The organism is Thermaerobacter litoralis (genome assembly GCF_054654595.1).
The window spans coordinates 348,384-367,506 of record NZ_BAAIES010000011.1 but is presented as its reverse complement, the minus strand read 5'-3'; the positions used below and the strand labels follow the sequence as shown (position 1 = coordinate 367,506).

12 protein-coding genes, 3 tRNA genes and 3 rRNA genes are annotated in these 19,123 nt (G+C 70.7%); 17 read left to right on the top strand and 1 reads right to left on the bottom strand.

Annotated features, from left to right (window positions below; translation table 11 throughout):
* From ACYQ02_RS12280 to rsmI, 15 genes are all read left to right on the top strand, one after another.
* Positions 1-279 (top strand): YbaB/EbfC family nucleoid-associated protein (locus ACYQ02_RS12280; protein ID WP_460040683.1); only part of this gene is annotated, 279 nt, incomplete at its 5' end.
* Between the two features lie 16 nt (positions 280-295).
* Positions 296-895: a recombination mediator RecR gene (gene recR, locus ACYQ02_RS12275; protein WP_460040349.1), complete on the top strand. Its 600-nt coding sequence runs from the start codon at positions 296-298 to the stop codon at positions 893-895.
* 226 nt (positions 896-1,121) lie between these two features.
* Positions 1,122-1,628 (top strand): YaaL family protein, encoded by a 507-nt coding sequence (locus ACYQ02_RS12270; RefSeq protein WP_460040348.1) that lies wholly within the window; start codon positions 1,122-1,124, stop codon positions 1,626-1,628.
* The gene (locus ACYQ02_RS12265) at positions 1,625-1,930 is read left to right on the top strand and encodes a pro-sigmaK processing inhibitor BofA family protein (RefSeq protein WP_460040347.1); all 306 of its coding nucleotides are present in this window, start codon (positions 1,625-1,627) and stop codon (positions 1,928-1,930) included. The genes ACYQ02_RS12270 and ACYQ02_RS12265 overlap by 4 nt, the downstream gene beginning before the upstream one ends.
* A gap of 274 nt (positions 1,931-2,204) precedes the next feature.
* Positions 2,205-3,743 (top strand): glutamate--tRNA ligase, encoded by a 1,539-nt coding sequence (gene gltX / locus ACYQ02_RS12260; RefSeq protein WP_460040346.1) that lies wholly within the window; start codon positions 2,205-2,207, stop codon positions 3,741-3,743.
* Positions 3,744-4,443: 700 nt separating this feature from the next.
* Positions 4,444-4,514: transfer RNA gene (locus tag ACYQ02_RS12255), tRNA-Gln, on the top strand.
* Between the two features lie 4 nt (positions 4,515-4,518).
* Positions 4,519-4,591, top strand: a tRNA-Glu gene (locus ACYQ02_RS12250).
* Positions 4,592-4,893: 302 nt separating this feature from the next.
* Positions 4,894-6,452 (top strand): 16S ribosomal RNA (locus ACYQ02_RS12245).
* A 236-nt stretch (positions 6,453-6,688) separates the two neighbouring features.
* Positions 6,689-9,674 (top strand): 23S ribosomal RNA (locus ACYQ02_RS12240).
* Positions 9,675-9,768: 94 nt separating this feature from the next.
* A 5S ribosomal RNA gene (rrf, locus tag ACYQ02_RS12235) occupies positions 9,769-9,885 on the top strand.
* The 16S, 23S and 5S rRNA genes sit together here with 3 tRNA genes alongside, the layout of an rRNA operon.
* A gap of 143 nt (positions 9,886-10,028) precedes the next feature.
* Positions 10,029-10,100, top strand: a tRNA-Asn gene (locus ACYQ02_RS12230).
* A gap of 239 nt (positions 10,101-10,339) precedes the next feature.
* Positions 10,340-11,095 (top strand): dTMP kinase, encoded by a 756-nt coding sequence (gene tmk / locus ACYQ02_RS12225; RefSeq protein ID WP_460040682.1) that lies wholly within the window; start codon positions 10,340-10,342, stop codon positions 11,093-11,095.
* 468 nt (positions 11,096-11,563) lie between these two features.
* Positions 11,564-11,893, top strand: a complete 330-nt coding sequence (locus ACYQ02_RS12220; protein WP_460040681.1) for a cyclic-di-AMP receptor — start codon at positions 11,564-11,566, stop codon at positions 11,891-11,893.
* Entirely contained in the window at positions 11,886-12,869 is a 984-nt protein-coding gene (locus ACYQ02_RS12215) for a hypothetical protein (RefSeq protein WP_460040680.1), read from the top strand. Before ACYQ02_RS12220 ends, ACYQ02_RS12215 begins: the two co-directional genes overlap by 8 nt.
* A gap of 209 nt (positions 12,870-13,078) precedes the next feature.
* Entirely contained in the window at positions 13,079-14,179 is a 1,101-nt protein-coding gene (gene rsmI, locus ACYQ02_RS12210; RefSeq protein ID WP_460040679.1) for a 16S rRNA (cytidine(1402)-2'-O)-methyltransferase, read from the top strand.
* Between the two features lie 684 nt (positions 14,180-14,863).
* On the opposite strand, the gene ACYQ02_RS12205 is transcribed toward rsmI, so the two are convergent.
* On the bottom strand, positions 14,864-15,112 hold the full coding sequence (locus ACYQ02_RS12205) for an AbrB/MazE/SpoVT family DNA-binding domain-containing protein (RefSeq protein ID WP_174266693.1): 249 nt from the start codon (positions 15,110-15,112) through the stop codon (positions 14,864-14,866).
* 1,086 nt (positions 15,113-16,198) lie between these two features.
* Here ACYQ02_RS12205 and metG point away from each other — a divergent pair.
* Both metG and ACYQ02_RS12195 read left to right on the top strand, forming a co-directional pair.
* Positions 16,199-18,241 carry a methionine--tRNA ligase gene (gene metG / locus ACYQ02_RS12200; protein ID WP_460040678.1) on the top strand — a complete coding sequence of 681 codons (2,043 nt, stop codon included), beginning with the start codon at positions 16,199-16,201 and terminating at the stop codon, positions 18,239-18,241.
* On the top strand, positions 18,238-19,104 hold the full coding sequence (locus tag ACYQ02_RS12195) for a TatD family hydrolase (RefSeq protein ID WP_460040677.1): 867 nt from the start codon (positions 18,238-18,240) through the stop codon (positions 19,102-19,104). The genes metG and ACYQ02_RS12195 overlap by 4 nt, the downstream gene beginning before the upstream one ends.
* Positions 19,105-19,123: the final 19 nt, after the last annotated feature.

The window sequence follows — 19,123 nt, the reverse complement described above, 5'->3', positions numbered from 1 at the left end:
GAGATGGCCCGCCTGCAGGAGGAACTGGCCCAGCGGGAAGTGGAGGCCACCGCCGGCGGCGGGATGGTCAAGGCGGTGGTCAACGGGCGCCAGGAACTCTTGCGCCTGGAGATCGCCCGGGAGGCCGTCGACCCCGACGACGTGGAGCTGCTCCAGGACATGATCGTGGCGGCGGTCAACGAGGCGAACCGCAAGGCTCAGGACATGGTGCAGGCGGAGATGGCGCGGGTGACCGGCGGGCTCAAGCTGCCCAAGCTGCCGGGCTTCCCCGGGCTGTGAGGAGCCGGGAGCGGCCGTGGAACACGCCCCCGCCTTTGCGCGGCTGATCGCCGAGCTGGAGAAGCTGCCCGGGATCGGGCCGAAGACCGCCCAGCGCCTGGCCTACCACCTCCTCTTCAGGCCGCAGGAGGAGGTGCGCAGCCTGGCGGAGGCGATGGTCCAGGCCCGGGCCAGCGTGCGGTACTGCAGCATCTGCGCCAACCTGACCGATCGGGATCCATGTCCCATCTGCAGGGACCCGGGCCGCGACGGCCGGGTGATCTGCGTGGTCGAACAGCCCCGGGACGTGGTGGCCATGGAGCGGACCCGGGAGTTTCGCGGCCTCTACCACGTGCTGCACGGCGTGATCTCGCCCATGGACGGGGTGGGACCGGAGCAGTTGCGGGTGCGGGAGCTGCTGGCCCGGCTGCGCCAGGAGCCGCCGGTGGAGGAGGTCATCCTGGCGACGAACCCGACGGTGGAGGGCGAGGCCACCGCCCTCTATCTGGCCCGCCTGATCAAGCCGCTGGGCATCCGGGTGACCCGCATTGCTCGCGGGGTACCGGAGGGCGGCGACCTGGAGTACGTCGACGAGCTCACCCTGACCCGGGCCCTGCAAGGCCGTCAGGCCCTGTGACCCGGGCCGCCCACGGCGCGGGTAAGGGCAAGCGCGCCCGCCCGTGCCCGGGGCCCGCCGCGCACCTGCATCGCGCACCTCCATTTAGCATAAATCCCCCGCTTTGGGTGCATCTTCCCCCATGCCGGCCGGTGACGCCGGTTCAACCGGCGTGCCGTCCCGCATACCCATAGGACAGGGTTGCCGCACGGCCGGGACCCGGAGGCCGGCAAGGGGCGTGGAGTTCATGAGCGCGGAACGGGTGCGGAACTGGCTGGGGCGCTGGCGCCTGCCATGGCCGCGGAGCCGGGGCGCCACCTGGCCGGGCGACGCAGGGGCCGGCTCGGTTCCCTTGCTCCGCGGACCCCAGGGTTCCCTGGGGGAGCGCGGGGCGCGGACGGCCGACGCCCGCCTGGCTGCGGCCGAGGGTGCCGGGCACGCCGGGCGGCAGCCGGGCGGCCGGTTCGTCCTGCGCGGATCCTGGAGTCCCCGTCCCCGGGGTGCCGTTCCTGCCCCGGCCGATCCCGACGACTTCGACTGGGTCGGCGCCGTGGAGCAGGCCCGCCGGGACTGGGAGCAGGCCAGGCTGTACTTCGAATCGGTGACCGACCGCGACCTGGTCGACCAGGCGATCCACCTGGTGCTGGCGGCGGAGAAGCGGTACGCATACCTGCTCAAACAAGCCCGCCGGCGTGGCATTCAGGGGTTGCCCGCCCATCCCGGTGAGGGGGCGGGGCGGCAGGCGGCGCCTTGAAAGGCGGGGTGATGGCCATCGCCGGGGAAGGGGCCTGGGCAACCGTGGCGCTGGCGGCGGTGGTCGTGGGGGCCGTCGTCTGGCGCGCCGCCACGGCGGCCTCGGCGGGGGAAGCCCTGGCCCGTCTGGCGGCCGACCTGGTCATCGGATCCGGGTGGGTGCTGGCCCTCAACCTGCTGCTGGCGCCGCTGGGCGCCCACGTGGGGTGGAACCCGGCCACCGCCTGGCTGGCCGGGAGCCTGGGCCTGCCCGGGGCGGTGGCCCTTGCCCTGCTGGCCGTGATGGCGCGCTGGCAGCCGTGAGCCGCAGCCGTGAGTCCCGGAAAGGGTCGATGGGGAGCGGCTGGCACCGTTCCTTGACGCTGCCAGACCGCTCTGTTACGATACCGCCGCCCTGGGGAACCGCGGCGCGCCGGCGCCCGCGGCGTCTCCGGGGCGGGCGCGCTGCGGCGGTCTTTCACGGCCCGCGCTACGGTCCTCCGACGACGGGGGCCGCCTCGGCCGGCAGCGGGCGGGCGGCGCTGCGCGCCGGGCCGGTTCGTCCGGCACCACATCGCGGTCGCAAGGAGGCAACCCCATGTCCCAGCCGGTGCGGGTCCGGTATGCGCCGTCGCCGACGGGATACCTGCACATCGGCGGCGTCCGCACCATCCTCTTCAACTGGCTCTTCGCGCGCAAGCATGGGGGGCGGTTCGTCCTGCGTTTCGAGGACACCGACCCCGAGCGCTCCCGGGACGAGTTGATCGAGCCCATGCTGGAGAGCATCCGCTGGCTGGGCTTGGACTGGGATGAGGGGCCGGACGTGGGCGGCCCCTACGGGCCGTACCGGCAATCCCAGCGGCTCGACCTCTACCGGGAGGCCCTGGACCGCTTGCTGGCCGAGGGCAAGGCGTACCCCTGTTACTGCACCGTGGAAGAGCTCAACGCCGAGCGGGAAGCGGCGCGGGCGGCGGGCAAGCCCGCGGTCTACAGCGGCCGGTGCCGCCACCTGACGGACGCGGAGCGCCGGCGGCTGGAGGCGGAGGGGCGGCGCCCGGCCGTACGGCTCCGGGTGCCCGACACCGGGACGGTGACCGTCCACGACCTGGTCAAGGGCGAGGTCGCCTTCGACGTGGCCCAGATCGGCGACTTCATCATCGCCCGTCCGGACGGGATGCCGCTCTACAACTTCGCCGCCGTGGTCGACGACCACCACATGGCGATGAGCCACGTGATCCGCGGGGACGAGCACCTGTCCAATACGCCCAAGCAGCTGCTGATCTACCAGGCGCTGGGCTGGGAGCCGCCCCAGTTCGCCCACGTGCCGATGATCCTGGCGCCCGACCGGTCCAAGCTGAGCAAGCGTCATGGCGCCGTGGCCGTGGATGAATACCGGCGGCAAGGGTTCCTGCCCGAGGCGATCCTCAATTACGTGGCCCTCTTGGGCTGGTCGCCCGGCGACGACCGCGAGATCCTCTCCCTGGACGAGATGATCGAAGCCTTCGACCTGGACCGGGTCTCCCACACGGCGGCCATCTATGACGTCGAGAAGATGGCCTGGATGAACGGTCACTACCTGCGGGAGACGGACCTGGACCGGGTGGTGGAACTGGTCATCCCGCGCCTCCAGGCCGCGGGGCTCTTGATGGACGAACCCCAGGGGGCCGAGCGGCGGCGGCTGCGCGCCATCGTGGATGCCGTGCGCCAGCGGGTGCGGACCTTGGAGGAACTGGTCGAGGCCAGCCGCTATTTCTTTGCCGACTTCGAGGGGTACGACGAGACCGGGGTGCGCAAGCACTTCGACCGGGACGACGCCATTCCCATCCTGGAGGCGGTGGCCGAGACCCTGGCCCAGGTGGAGCCGTGGAGCCAGGCGGCCATCGAACAGGCCCTGCGCGGGTTGGCCGAGCGCGTTGGCGTCGGCACGGGGCGGATCTTCCATCCCACCCGCCTGGCTGTTTCGGGGCGCACCGTGGGGCCGGGCGTCTTCGACGTGATCTGCTGGGTCGGGCGGGAGCGGTGCCTGGAACGCATCCAGCGGGCCATCGAGTGGATCCGGCGGCGGCGCGCCGATCGGGCCGTCCATGGCGCGGCGACGCCGGCGGCACGGAGCGGCGAGGCCACCGGCCAGGGATGACCTGGCGTGGTCCGGCCTGGGGCGCCTGCCCCGGGCCGGGAGGGCCGGCAAACCAGGGCCGGGCGTAGGCCGGCCTGGGTCGCGGAGCCTGCGCCGCCGGCGAAGGGGCCGACCGGCTTGGGCGGCCATCGGCTTAGGGGGCCGAGCGGTAGGGTGCGCGCGGCCGCCACGAGGGGTGCACCGCCGGGGCGGCGCGGTCCCGGCCCGGCGGTTGCCCCGGCGCTGCAGATGGGTATAATGAGGGGCGGCCCGCAGGCGGCGGTCCGCGACGCGCCGCGGCCGGTCACCGGGCGCGGGCGCCGGGTTCTTCCGTCGCGTCCCGGCCGGCGCGTGGACCGGCTGGCGCAGGAGACAGCCAGCCACGCGGCCACGGCACACCGTAGCCAGTTGACGGCAGTGGGTGATGACCGCCGCCGGGCCACCGGCCGCAAGCCACGGGCGCCGATTCCACGGCGCAACGCGCGCCGGGGCGAGCCGCCGGGGGTGGCCGCCTTTCCAGGGCGGGCGGCGTCAGGCGGTGGGCGCCCGGTCCCATGGGGTGCCGGGCGACCCGCAGGGGCGCCAGCGGCCCCAGACCCTGGCGGTCACCGGTGGTCGCGGCGGTGGTTGTAGCGGTCCGGAGGCCGTGCTATAATCCGTGTTGCGCCCGCGGGGCGCCGGTTCGACGGTCTTGACAGGCCGCCGGATCGAGACAACATGATGGGGATTGGGGTAACGGCAGCCCGCCAGGTTCTGGCCCTGGTAGTCCAGGTTCGAATCCTGGATCCCCAGCAGTGCCCCGTTCGTCTAGCGGCCTAGGATACCGCCCTCTCACGGCGGAGACACCGGTTCGAGTCCGGTACGGGGCACATCGGCACCCGGGAGCTCGCTTCCGGGTGCTGCTTCTGCAGCGGCCTACCGGCCCTGAGGCGTTCGGCATGCCGGCGCCGCGGGGTGTTGACAGAGCGAAAGACCGCTGCTAAGATGACAAACCGTCGGCGCCACGAGCGCCGGGCGAAACGACTGGTCCTTGAAAACGGAGCAGCGCGTGGAGAGGCAGGCCTTGCGAGCCTGAGGGGTTGCCGAGCCTGGGGCGATGGTTCTGGGTGAGGCGACCGGGCAACGCGAGAGCGCGAGCCGCGAGAGGACTCTCTTGCGGGATGGAAAGATTCCGGAGGAGAGTTTGATCCTGGCTCAGGACGAACGCTGGCGGCGTGCCTAAGACATGCAAGTCGAGCGGGGAGGCTGGGGAGCTTGCTCTCTGGTCTTCCAGCGGCGGACGGGTGAGTAACACGTGGGCAACCTGCCCGGCAGTGGGGGATAACCCTGGGAAACTGGGGCTAATACCGCATACGGTCCGCGTCCCGCATGGGGCGTGGAAGAAAGGCCGTCGGAAGGCGGTCGCTGCCGGAGGGGCCCGCGGCCCATCAGCTGGTTGGTGGGGTAACGGCCCACCAAGGCGACGACGGGTAGCCGGCCTGAGAGGGTGGCCGGCCACACTGGGACTGAGACACGGCCCAGACTCCTACGGGAGGCAGCAGTCGGGAATCTTGCGCAATGGGCGAAAGCCTGACGCAGCGACGCCGCGTGGGGGAGGAAGCCCTTCGGGGTGTAAACCCCTGTCGTCCGGGACGAAGGCTGGGGGCTGAAAGGCTCTTAGCTGACGGTACCGGAGGAGGAAGCCCCGGCTAACTACGTGCCAGCAGCCGCGGTAAGACGTAGGGGGCGAGCGTTGTCCGGAATCACTGGGCGTAAAGGGCGCGTAGGCGGCCTGGCAAGTCGGATGTGAAAGGTCCCGGCTCAACCGGGGAGGTGCATTCGAAACTGCCGGGCTTGAGGGCAGGAGAGGGCAGCGGAATTCCCGGTGGAGCGGTGAAATGCGTAGAGATCGGGAGGAACACCAGTGGCGAAGGCGGCTGCCTGGCCTGGCCCTGACGCTGAGGCGCGACAGCGTGGGGAGCGAACGGGATTAGATACCCCGGTAGTCCACGCCGTAAACGATGGGTGCTAGGTGTGGGAGGTATCGACCCCTTCCGTGCCGGAGCTAACGCACTAAGCACCCCGCCTGGGGAGTACGGCCGCAAGGCTGAAACTCAAAGGAATTGACGGGGGCCCGCACAAGCGGTGGAGCATGTGGTTTAATTCGAAGCAACGCGAAGAACCTTACCTGGGCTTGACATCACCGCGAACCTGGCCGAAAGGCTGGGGTGCCCTTCGGGGAGCGCGGTGACAGGTGCTGCATGGTTGTCGTCAGCTCGTGTCGTGAGATGTTGGGTTAAGTCCCGCAACGAGCGCAACCCCCGCCCTGTGTTGCCAGCGGTTTGGCCGGGCACTCACAGGGGACTGCCGGTGACAAACCGGAGGAAGGTGGGGATGACGTCAAATCATCATGGCCCTTATGCCCAGGGCTACACACGTGCTACAATGGCCGGTACAACGGGTTGCGAACCCGCGAGGGGGAGCCAATCCCGAAAAGCCGGTCCCAGTTCGGATCGCAGGCTGCAACTCGCCTGCGTGAAGCCGGAATCGCTAGTAATCGCGGATCAGAATGCCGCGGTGAATACGTTCCCGGGCCTTGTACACACCGCCCGTCACACCACGGGAGCTGGCAACACCCGAAGCCGGTGGCCCAACCCGTAAGGGAGGGAGCCGTCGAAGGTGGGGCCGGTGACTGGGGTGAAGTCGTAACAAGGTAGCCCTACGGGAACGTGGGGCTGGATCACCTCCTTTCTAAGGAGTGCGTGACTGGTGCACGGCACCGGTCCACTCCAGGTCGATCCTGCCTCGACGAAGCGCGCTGCTCGGTTTTCAAGGACCGGGTCGCCCGGTGCGGGCGCCCTGGGTTTTGCACCTTGACAGCAGCATAGGGAGAGAGCGAGGCGAAGCGGGAAGAGCCGGAGTGCGCGCTTAGGCGCACCTGCTCGCGGGGCAGCGGTTGGCGCTGCGGCGGGCGGGTGGGCGAAGCGGGAGAAGGTAGGAAGGGCACACGGTGGATGCCTCGGCGCGAAGGGCCGATGAAGGGCGTGGTAAGCTGCGAAAAGCCTCGGGGAGCCGCAAGCAGGCGTTGATCCGGGGATGCCCGAATGGGGAAACCCGGCGGGGGGAATGCCCCGTCATCCCAGGCTGAATCCATAGGTCTGGGAAGGGAACCGCGGGAACTGAAACATCTCAGTACCGCGAGGAGAAGAAATCAACCGAGATTCCCCGAGTAGCGGCGAGCGAAAGGGGAGGAGCCCAAACCCGGGCGGTGGAGAAGGCTGCCACCGTTGCCGTCCGGGGGTTGTGGGGCGCAGGAGCGGAGCTTGGCAGGGCTCCGGCGGAGTGAAAAAACCTTGGGCTAGCCGAAGCGGTCTGGAAAGGCCGGCCAGAGAGGGTAACAGCCCCGTAGGCGAAAGCCGAAGGTCTCCGTTGCTGCGTACCCGAGTACCACGGGGCACGTGGAACCCCGTGGGAAGCTGGGGGGACCACCCTCCAAGGCTAAATACCCGAGCGACCGATAGTGCACGAGTACCGTGAGGGAAAGGTGAAAAGCACCCCGGGAGGGGAGTGAAAGAGAACCTGAAACCGTGTGCCTACAGACAGTCGGAGGGTCGAAAGACCTGACGGCGTGCCTATTGAAGAATGAGCCGGCGAGTGACCGTCTGCAGCGAGGTTAAGGGCCGCAGGTCCGGAGCCGCAGGGAAACCGAGTCCGAACAGGGCGTCAGTTGCAGGCGGTCGACCCGAAACCGGGTGATCTACCCATGGCCAGGGTGAAGCGCGGGTAAGACCGCGTGGAGGCCCGAACCAGGTTGGTGTTGAAAAACCATCGGATGAGCTGTGGGTAGGGGTGAAATGCCAAGCGAACCCGGAGATAGCTGGTTCTCCCCGAAACCACTTGAGGGTGGGCCTTCCGGGCTGACGCGCGGGGGTAGAGCACTGCTTGGGCTAGGGGCCTTCGCGGGTTACCGAACTCAGGCAAACTCCGAATACCGCGCGGTGGACCGGAGGAGTTAGAGCACGGGGGATAAGCTTCGTGCTCGAGAGGGCAACAACCCAGACCACCAGCTAAGGCCCCCAAGTCCGTGCTAAGTGGAAAAGGATGTGGGGTCGCTAAGACAACCAGGATGTTGGCTTAGAAGCAGCCATCATTTAAAGAGTGCGTAATAGCTCACTGGTCGAGCGACCCTGCGCCGAAAATGACACGGGGCTCAAGCACGGCGCCGAAGCTGTGGACGGACGGAAGTCCGTGGTAGGGGAGCGTTGCCTGGGCGGCGAAGGTCGGTCGTGAGGCCGGCTGGAGCGCAGGCAAGTGAGAATGCCGGCATGAGTAGCGAAAAGGCCGGTGAGAATCCGGCCCGCCGAAAGCCCAAGGGTTCCTGAGCAAGGCTCGTCCGCTCAGGGTTAGTCGGGACCTAAGCCGAGGCCGAAAGGCGTAGGCGATGGAGAACCGGTTCATATTCCGGTACCACCGGCAAGCCGTTACGAGCGATGGGGGGACGCAGGAGGGTAGGTACCGCCGGCCGCTGGAGATGGCCGGTGCAAGCGGGTAGGGAGCCCCGGGAGGCAAATCCCCCGGGGAGTCCTGAGACGCGACGCCGAGCCCCTTTGGGGGCGAAGGGGCCGATCCCCCACTGCCGAGAAAAGCCTCTAGCCAGGCTTGCGGTGCCCGTACCCGAAACCGACACAGGTGGGCGAGGCGAGAAGCCTAAGGCGCGCGGGAAAACCCTCGCTAAGGAACTCGGCAAACTGACCCCGTAACTTCGGGAGAAGGGGTGCCCTCCGGGGTGAAGGCCCATGCGGCCGGAGCGCTGGGGGGTCGCAGCGAAGAGGCCCAGGCGACTGTTTATCAAAAACACAGGTCCCTGCGAAGCCGCAAGGCGCGGTATAGGGGCTGACGCCTGCCCGGTGCTGGAAGGTTAAGGGGAGGGGTTCGGGCGCAAGCCCAAAGCTCCGAACCGAAGCCCCAGTAAACGGCGGCCGTAACTATAACGGTCCTAAGGTAGCGAAATTCCTTGTCGGGTAAGTTCCGACCCGCACGAAAGGCGTAACGACCTGGGCGCTGTCTCGGCGAGGGGCCCGGTGAAATTGAGCGGCCCGTGAAGACGCGGGCGACCCGCAGCTGGACGGAAAGACCCCGTGGAGCTTTACTGCAACCTGTCATTGAACGTCTGCCGGCCATGTATAGGATAGGTGGGAGGCTGCGAACCCGGGCCGCCAGGTTCGGGGGAGCCGACGGTGGAATACCACCCTTGGACGGCGGGCGTTCTAACCGCGGCCCGTGGATCCGGGTCCGGGACCGTGGCAGGTGGGCAGTTTGACTGGGGCGGTCGCCTCCTAAAAGGTAACGGAGGCGCCCAAAGGTACCCTCAGCACGGTTGGAAATCGTGCGTGGAGTGCAAAGGCACAAGGGTGCTTGACTGCGAGACCGACGGGTCGAGCAGGGGCGAAAGCCGGGCTTAGTGATCTTACGGTCCTGGGTGGAAGGGCCGTGACTCAACGGATAAAAGCTACCCCGGGGATAACAGGCTGATCTCCCCCAAGAGTCCACATCGACGGGGAGGTTTGGCACCTCGATGTCGGCTCATCGCATCCTGGGGCCGCAGCAGGTCCCAAGGGTTGGGCTGTTCGCCCATTAAAGCGGTACGTGAGCTGGGTTCAGAACGTCGTGAGACAGTTCGGTCCCTATCCACTGCGGGCGCAGGAGACTTGAGGGGAGCCTTCCCTAGTACGAGAGGACCGGGAAGGACCGACCGCTGGTATCCCAGTTGTCCCGCCCGGGGCACGGCTGGAACGCCATGTCGGGACCGGATAAGCGCTGAAAGCATCTAAGCGCGAAGCCGACCCCAAGATGAGGTCTCCCATCCCGTCAAGGGAGTAAGACCCCTGGTAGACCACCAGGTCGATAGGCCGGGCGTGTAAGAACCGCAAGGTTCTCAGCGACCTGGTACTAATCGGTCGAGGCCTTCAACCGCTTCCCATCCCCCGCCCATCGCCAAGCGTTGCTCCGCCATCCCCCAACCCTCGCTCCTCCTTGTGCTGCCCTCAAGGGGCAAAACCCCCACCGTTCCGGTGGCCATGGCGGAGGGGTCCCACCCGTTCCCATTCCGAACACGGCCGTTAAGCCCTCCAGCGCCGATGGTACTGGGCGGGCAACCGCCCGGGAGAGTAGGTCGCCGCCGGACACCTTTTATTCTTGTTGTAGCTCACCGACGTTTAGCTCATCGGCAGCACAGCCTGGCCCGCAGCAAGCGTTGCCAGCGGGTGACAATCCGGAAGGCATTGTGAAATGCCACCGGTTGATCTATAATAGGGCTGTGCATGGCGTTCCAGCGTAGCTCAGCGGTAGAGCACCCGGCTGTTAACCGGGGGGTCGCAGGTTCGAATCCTGCCGCTGGAGCCGGACATGGGGCGACGGACTTGGTTCCGTCGCCCCTTTTGCCTTTGGATTCAAACCAGGAAACGACCTGCCGCACGCCGAACCAACCGGGAGCCAAGGGGTGGGTGCTCCGGGTGACGAACACCGCCGATCATGGCGAGCGGCGGGTCCAGGCGCGGCCGGCCACCGCTGGGCTGCTGCGGCGCGGGATGCGAGGGCGCGCACGGGAGGACCGGAGGGGAGGCGGGCTGCGATCCGATATGAACGGTGAGGCGAAGCAGGAGAACCGCTCGGCGCCGGCCGCGCCGGCCGGTTCGACCGCCGCTGGATGGACGGCAGGGGCGCCCGGTGCTCTACGGCGCAGGCAGCGCGGCTGGTTCATCAGCCTGGAGGGTGGCGAGGGCAGCGGCAAGAGCACGCAGGCGGCTGTGGTGATGGACTGGCTGCGATCCCGGGGCCTGCCGTGTCGCCTGGTCCGGGAGCCCGGCGGGACCCTCCTGGGCGAGCGGTTGCGGGAGTTGCTGCTGGATGGCGCGGGGCGCCCGGTGCCGGTGGCGGAGATGCTGATGTTCGCGGCGGCCCGGGCCCAGCTGGTCGAGACGGTCGTCGTGCCTGCGCTGTTGGCCGGCGAGACCGTGGTCTGCGACCGCTACGTCGACTCCAGCCTGGCCTACCAGGGCGCCGGGCTGGGCCTGGGGTTCGAGGCCGTGTGGGCTGTCAACCGGCTGGCCACGCGGGGGGTCCTGCCTGACTTGACGCTGCTGTTCGATTGTCCCCCTGACCAGGCCCGGGCGCGGCACCGGCGCCCGGGCGACGACATCGAAAGCCGGGACGCGGCGTTCCACGAGCGGGTGCGCCAGGGGTATCTGGCCCTGGCGGCGGCCCAAGGGCATCGCATCGTCGTCATCGATGCAAGCCGTCCGGCCCTGGACGTGGCCGAAGCGGTTCGCCGCATCCTGGACCGGTTCTTCGCCTCCCCCCTGGCGCCCGAAGGCGACGACGCGGCCTTTGAGTGACATCCCCCACGTCGTGAGACCCCGGGCGTCGCGCCACCCAGGGCACCGGCGCCGGGGCGGGGCCGCGCAGCGGCGGGCCGCGCCGGGCCAGGACACCGCAACCCACCGCGAAGGCCGGTCATGGCCTCTCCGAGACCCCCCAGACCACCGCGCTGAGGAAGTCGCGCCCGCGGGCGACGGCCTTCGGCGCGAGCCGAGGGGGCGCCACCCGGTACCAGACCGGCGCGCCGGAGGGGACGAACCCGCGACGACGGAACGACGACGGCGGCCGTGGATGCCGAGGACTTGGGCAGGGCCGTTTCGCCATCCGCCCGCCGGGGGTCTGTGGCCGGGACCGTACCGGGACGGGTGCCCGCGACGAACCTAGTGACTAACCTATTTGTAAAAAGGGTGGCGAAGGGACCCCCGCAGGGATTTCGCAAGGGCGGCGAAGGGACGACACGGGCGACGGAAAGGCAGGTGACGGCGGTGAAACTGGTGGTGGCGGTGGTGCAGGATAAGGATGCCGGCCGCCTCATCGAGGAGCTGGTGGACCGGGGGTACCGGGCCACCAAGCTGGCCAGTACCGGCGGGTTCCTCAAAGAGGGGAACACCACCTTGCTGGTCGGCGCCGACGATCGCCAGGTGGACGAGGTGGTCGCCATCATCAAGCGGGTCTGCCGCCCCCGGGAGCAGGTGGTGACGCCCTTGGGCCCCATCGGCGGCGCCGTGGACACCTATGTGCCCTATCCCGTCGAGGTCATCGTCGGCGGGGCCACCATCTTCGTGCTGAACGTGGAGCGCTTCGAGCATGTTTGATCCCAGCCTCTTCTGGGCCCGTCGCGTGGGCCATGCCTACCTGCTGGCGGGTCCCGCCGGCGCCGGTCACCAGGAAGCGGCCATCCAGGCCGCGGCGGCCCTCTTGTGCCTGGCGCCGCAGGATGGCCGCGCCTGTGGGGACTGCACTGCCTGCCGCCAGGTGCAGGCCGGCACCCATCCCGACCTTTTGATCCCGGACGGCCACGGCATCGACACGGTGCGCCGGGTGCTGGCCCTGCTTCCCTTGCGGCCCCAGACGGGGCCCCGCAAGGTCGTCCTGTGGCGGGATGCCGACCGGCTGACGGTCCAGGCGGCCAACGCCCTCCTCAAATCCGTGGAGGAGCCGCCGCCCTTTGCCCTCTTCCTGTTCACCACCGACCACCTGTCGCACATCCTGCCCACGCTGCGCTCCCGCTGCCAGGTCCTCCTGTTCCGGCCGCGGCCCCGGGAAGAGCGCGCCCGGGAACTGGCCGCGGCCACCGGTGCAACGCCGCTGGCGGCCTACTGGGCGCTGCGGGCCTGTGGGGATCGGGCCGTCGCGGCGCGGGCCTACCTGGACGAACCGGCTTGCGCCCGGGAGGGCGACACGCTGGAGCAGGTGGCCCACGCCCTCGAGGGCGGGGGGCCGGCCGATGCCCTGCAGGCGGGGCTCCAGCTGGCCGACTGGGGCGACCGGGCGGAGGCCGCCGCGGAGGTCCTGATCTGGCGTCTCCGCCAGGGGGAGCGGGCGCAGGACCCGGCCTGCCTGCTGGGATGGACGCGGGCCCTCGCCGATTTGCGCCGGGCCTGGCAGGCCCATGCCAACCGCCAGGCCGCCCTGGAGGTCTTCTGCTGGCGGTGCTGGGCCGTGGCCCACGGCCTTGGGGTCCCCGGGCGCTCCGGCCGGGAGCCGCTGGCCGGGACGCGGGACGCCGGGGGAGCTACCGGCCACGGCACCCTGGGGGCGGCGGTGACGGGCAGGGGGCCCCATCCATGAGCCGAGACAAAGAGGCACGGGCGAAAGACGACCAGGAAGGGCAACCCCGAGGCGAACCCCCGGTGGCCGTGCCGGCCGGACAGGACCGCGGCGACGATCCGGATGCAGGCCCCGCTGGGGTGGATGGCCCGCTCGGGCCCGGCGCGGACCGATCCGAGACCCTGCCCCCGACGCCCCCAGCCACAGGCCGGCACGCAGCCGGCGGCGGGTTGCGGCCGGGCACCCTCTACGTGTGCGCCTCGCCCATCGGCAACCTGGCCGACGTCAGCTTCCGCTTGCTGTCCGTGCTGCGCGGTGCGGGCCACATCCTGGCGGAAGACACCCGCCGCACCCGCCGCCTGCTAGCCGCCTACGGCCTGGCGGGGCGGGTCGTCTCGTGCCACGAGCACAACGAGGAGCGGCGCGCCGCCCAGGTGCTGCGGTGGCTGGAAGCGGGCGAGGTGGTCGCCCTGCTCACCGATGCGGGAACGCCCGGGATCGCCGACCCCGGAGCCCGCCTGGTCCGTCGGGTGGCCGACGCGGGCTGGCCGGTGGTGCCCGTGCCCGGTCCCAGCGCGGCCCTGGCGGCTCTGTCGGTGGCGGGCATCCCCGCCTCGCGGGTGCTGTTCGAAGGGTTCTTGCCCCGGGACCGGGAGCGCCGCCGCGCGCGGATGGCATCCTGGACGGCCTGGGAGGGGGCCATCGTCTTCTTCGAGGCGCCCCACCGCCTCCACGACACGCTGAGGGATCTCTTGGCGGTTCTTCCCGGGGCCTATCTGGTCATCGCCCGGGAGTTGACGAAGCGGCACGAGGAGATCCGCCGGGGGCCGGTGGCGGAGCTGGTGCCCCGCCTCTTGAACGAGACGCCGCGGGGGGAGTACACGCTGGTCCTCGCTGCGGACGACCCGGCGTCACCGGAACCCCGCGCGCCCGGTGGCCCCGGCTCCCTGGCCGCCAGCCCCCAGGACGCCGCCGGGGCTGATGGAGGTCCAGCGGAGGCGTCACCGGCGACCTCCAACCCGCCGGCACCGGCGCCGGATGGGCCGCGGGCCGGAGCCAAGGTGCCGCCCGACGCCGGCCGCTTGGCTGCAGAGGTGGCGGCCAGGGTGGCGGCCGGAGCCCAACCCAGCGCGGCCGCCCGGGAGGTCGCCCGCCGCTACGGGCTCGCCCGCAGCCTGGTGTACCGCGCGTACCTCACCGCGGGGGCCGCGGGGACAGGCGTGTCCGGTGGGCCTCCGGCGGAGGTTGGGGATCCTGCCCGCCCCCGCACGGTGAAGCCCAAGGGCAACCCGCCGGAAGGGGCGGGGCGGTCCGAAGAGGCGCGCCCATGAGGTGCGCCTGGGTTGGAGGGCGCCCGCGGGTGCACCGCTGGGTGCACCCGCGGCCCGTCCGGTGATGGCTAGAGCAGAGCGCGCGGGCGGGCCGGGGGCATCATGGGCACATCATGGGCATGAGGGGCAAAAGGCCGGCCGGGGGCAACATCGTGACCCCCGGCCGGCTCCCGTTTCGACTCTTCTTCCCTTTTGTCGTCTCGTCGTCGGTCTCTTGCGTCGTCGCTGACGTCGTCCCGGACGTCGCCGTGTTCGTAGGTCGCGTCGTAGGTCGCGCGTCGCAGCCGACGTCCGGTCCGGACGGCGCCCCACCGTCGCACCCGGGAAGCCCTCCGCGGCGCCCCCGGTGTCACCGCCCAGGGCCCCTGCAAGGGCGGATGCCACCTTCCCGCGGACACTCTGGTGCCGCCGCAGGCGGGACCGCCGGCGCAAGGCGTGGCCTGCGCTTTTCTGGGCCTTCCCCGCCCGGGCTCGACGAAGGCCGCCCATCGCGTGCTCCACCAGCTGCCCCGGGCCGGCGGAGGCATGCAGCGGCTCTGGGCCCGTCCCGAATCACCGGGCCGGCCAGGCCCCGGCCCCGGTTCTGCCCCGTTCCCCGGTGCCGGCTCGACGGTTCGGGCCCCTGCCCCTGGAGCCCCACCGCCTGGCCGGGCCGATCACCGGCCGATACCCCTGGCCGGTCCCTCAGCTGGCCCGCGTGGCCATGATGGCCATGCAGCTCTTGCAGACGTTCTTCCCCTTGAAGTTCTCCACGTTGTAGGCGTTGCCGCAGAAGATGCACGCGGGCTCGTACTTGCGCAGGATGATCTTGTCGCCGTCCACGTAGATCTCCAGGGAATCCTTCTCCTGGATGTCCAGCGTACGGCGCAGCTCGATGGGAATCACCACGCGACCTAGTTCGTCCACCTTGCGGACGATCCCTGTGGACTTCATCATTTACCCAGAGGCCCCCTTAAGCCCATGGATTTCTTTTGCCCCTCTATCGAGACGGTAGCATCAGTACCAAAAAACGTCAAGACACGTCTCGACAACCAAAGGGAACGCGATAGAGCACCGTGATGCGGCGCGATGCCGGGCGGACTCAGCGGCCACCCGTAAAGCCTGCGGTCCGCGGGGACTTGGAGGCTGGAGTCCCCGGGGACCCGAACGGGGTGCCGCCATCCTGGTGGGGACCAATGACGGGGGTGTGGGGCCGCGGCGCCCCCGAGGTGCCGTGGCGCGCTCCCAGGGTGCAGGTGGTGGGCGTGGCGCCGTTGCACGGCGGTGCGCGGCGGTGGTAAAATTCGTGCGATCCTGCAGGATGGCGGCCGTCGCCGGCCGATCATCCATCCCGTGCAAAGGTCCATCACGCGCAAAGGCCATGACGGGGATGAGTAACCGGTTCGGACGAACCAGCGAGGCGGGGAGGGTGCGAGCCCGCCCGTCTGCCCGGCGAACATGGCCCCGGAAGCCGCGGGTCGAACGCCCCCGGAGGCGCCCCTTCGGGGAGCCAGTAGGCCCGGCCGGGTGCGCCCGTGATCGCGCAAACCCCACCTGCCCCGCCCCGCAGCGGACCGGAGGGCCGGGTCGGGGGCCGGATTGAGGGGCGGGTTCGACCCCTGCCGGTTCGACCCGCAGCCGTCAGGGGGCGTCAAAGGGCGTTCGGGCCGTGCCCGCCCGCCGCCGGGGGGCGCCGTGGCCCCGGCGTTCGCGGGGCGCCCACCGGGCGGCCCCACCGGCCCCCTGCCGGAGCACCGGCCGGGCCCGACGGAGGGCGGCCGTGCCCGCTCCCGCCGCCGGTCCCGACGACCTCCGGGGCGCGACGCGCCCGCCTTGCCGAACCCAGGCCGCAGCGCGCCCGCCTTGGCCCGGGCCGCCGGCCGGTTCGTCCGTCGGGGTTCGCGCCGGACCCTCAGATGGGCGGCAGGTGGGAGTCGAGGCCCGCACCCGCAAGGGGCGGGCGAAGCAGGGTGGTACCGCGAGAGTCCCTCGCCCTTGCCGGGCGTGGGGCTTTTTCATTTCGTGAAGGAGGTGTCCACAGTGGCAGGTTCGTCCGCGGAAGGGCGGCCCGAGGCGGCCCCGTCGCCAGGCCGGTTCTACATCACCACGCCGATCTATTATCCCAACGACCGGCTGCACATCGGCCACACCTACACCACGGTGGCGGCCGACGCGCTGGCCCGTTATCACCGACTGCGCGGGGACGACACCTGGTTCCTCACCGGGACCGACGAGCACGGCCAGAAGATCGAGCGGGCGGCGCGCAAGGCCGGGAAGGAGCCGCTGGAGTACATCGACCCCATCGTGGCGGCGACCCGGCAGCTGTGGCAGCGGCTGCACATCAGCTACGACGACTTCATCCGCACCACGGAGCCGCGGCACGAGGCCCGGGTCCAGCAGATCTTCCAGCAGCTCTATGACCAGGGCGACATCTACAAGGGCGTCTACGAGGGCCTTTACTGCACGGCCTGCGAGGCGTACTACACCGAGGCGGAGCTGCTGGACGGGCAGCGCTGTCCGGTCCATGAGGCGCCGGTGGAGCGGCTGCAGGAGGAGAGCTACTTCTTCCGCCTGTCCAAGTACGCCCAGCCGCTGCTCGAGCACATCGAGCGGCATCCGGAGTTCATCCAGCCGCCCAGCCGGCGCAACGAGGTGGTGTCCTTCATCCGCCAGGGCCTGCAGGACCTGTCGGTGTCCCGCACCTCCTTCCGCTGGGGCATCCCCGTGCCCTTCGACCCGGATCACGTGATCTACGTGTGGATCGACGCCCTGGCCAACTATATCACGGCCCTGGGCTGGCCCGACGGGGAGCTCTACCGGCGGTTCTGGCCCGCCGACCTGCACCTGATCGGCAAGGACATCCTGCGCTTCCACGCCATCATCTGGCCGGCCCTGCTGATGGCCCTGGGCGAGCCGCTGCCCCGCTGCGTGTACGGCCACGGCTGGCTCTTGATCGACGGCGGCAAGATCGGCAAGTCGCGGGCCGGCGGCCAGGTGATCGACCCCGTGCAGCTGATCGACAAGTACGGGGTGGACCCCGTGCGCTACTTCCTCTTGCGGGAGGTCCCCTTCGGCGACGACGGGGCCTACAGCGAGGACGCCCTGGTCCGCCGGCTCAACACCGACCTGGCCAACGACCTGGGCAACCTGGCCTGGCGGACCACGGGGATGATCCAGCGCTTCCTCGACGGGCACATCCCTGCGCCGCCGGGCGATGCCAGCGACGGCATCCTGGCGGCCGCCGCGCGGGAGACGGTGGCCCGGGTGGAACAGGCCCTGGACCGGTTCGACCTGCCGGCGGCCCTGCAGGCCATCTGGGACCTGATCGGCCGGGCCAACAAGTACATCGACGAACAGGCCCCCTGGGCCCTGCGCCGCGAGGGCCGTCAGGAGCGGCTGGAGGCCGTCCTCTACGACGTGGCGGAAACGGCCCGGGTGGTGGGCGTGCTGCTCTCGCCCTTCCTGGTGGAGACGCCGGCGCGCCTGTGGCACCAGCTGGGCCTGGGCAGCGATTACCGGCCGGCCTCGTGGCAGCAGGGCCTGGAGTGGGGCCAGTTGCCCGGCGGCACCCGGGTGGTCCGGGACCAGCCCCTGTTCCCGCGCATCGAGCTGGACGAACCGGCCCCGGAGGCGCCGCCGGCCGGCCCGGCCGCCCAGGCTCCGGCGGCGCCCCCGTCCGGCCCTGCTGCCCAGGTCGCGCAGGCACCTCAGCCCGGGCCCACCGCCCAGGCCCCGGCGGCGGGCGGCGACGCCGCGGCGCCGGTGATCACCATCGAGGAGTTCGGGCGCGTCCAGTTGCGCACGGCCCGGGTCGTCCATGCCGAGAAGCATCCGCGGGCCGACCGGCTGCTGCGCCTGGAGGTCGACCTGGGGGGCGAGCGGCGGCAGATCGTGGCCGGCATCGCCGCCCACTACCGGCCGGAGGAGCTGGTGGGGAAGACCATCGTCGTCGTGGCGAACCTCAAGCCCGCGGTGATCCGGGGCGTGGAGTCCCAGGGCATGGTGCTGGCCGCCGAGGACGGAGAGGGGCTGGCCCTGCTCACCACCGACCGGCCCATCGCCGAAGGGAGCCGGATCCGGTGAGGGGCTCGCCGGAGGCCGCGCCGGCCGGGACGGCGTCCGCCGCCCCCCGGACCGAGGACGGCGGGGCGGCGGTGGTGCTGGTCGACACCCACTGTCATCTGGATTTCCCCGATTATGACGGGGACCGGGACCGGGTGGTGGAGGCGGCCCGCGCCGCCGGGGTGGCGGCCATGATCACCATCGGCATCGACCTGGCCAGCTCGCGGCGTGCCGTCGCCCTGGCCGAGCGCTATGCAGGGGTCTACGCGGCGGTGGGGATTCATCCCCACAGCGCCGGGGAGTCCACGCCCGCTGCCCTGGCCGAGCTGCGCCGGCTGGCGGGCCACCCGCGGGTGGTCGCCATCGGGGAGATCGGCCTCGACTACCATCGCGGGCGGGCAGGGGAAGAGGCACAGAAGCGGGCCTTCCGCGCCCAGCTGGAGCTGGCGGCGGAACTGGGGCTGCCGGTGATCATCCACCAGCGGGACGCGGTGGAAGACCTGTGGGCGCTGCTGGCGTCACCGGACGTCCCGCGGGTGGAGGGGGTCCTCCACTGCTTCAGCGCCGGCCCTGAGTGGGCGTGGCGCTGGACGGAGGCCAGCTGGTTCGTCGGGTTGGACGGGCCGGTGACCTTCAAGAACGGGGAGGCGGCCCGGGCGGTCGCCCGGACGGTCCCCCTGGACCGGTTGCTGGTGGAGACCGACGCCCCCTTCCTCGCCCCCCATCCGTACCGGGGGCGGCGCAACGAGCCGGCCTGGGTGCGCCTGGTGGCCGAGCGCATCGCCGCCGAGCGCGGGATGGCGCTGGCCGAGCTGGCGGCCCGCACCACGGCCAATGCCGTGCGGTTGTTCCGGCTGCCCCCGGTGGGTGAGGCGGAGGGCTAGGTCAGGCGAGCGGGCAAGG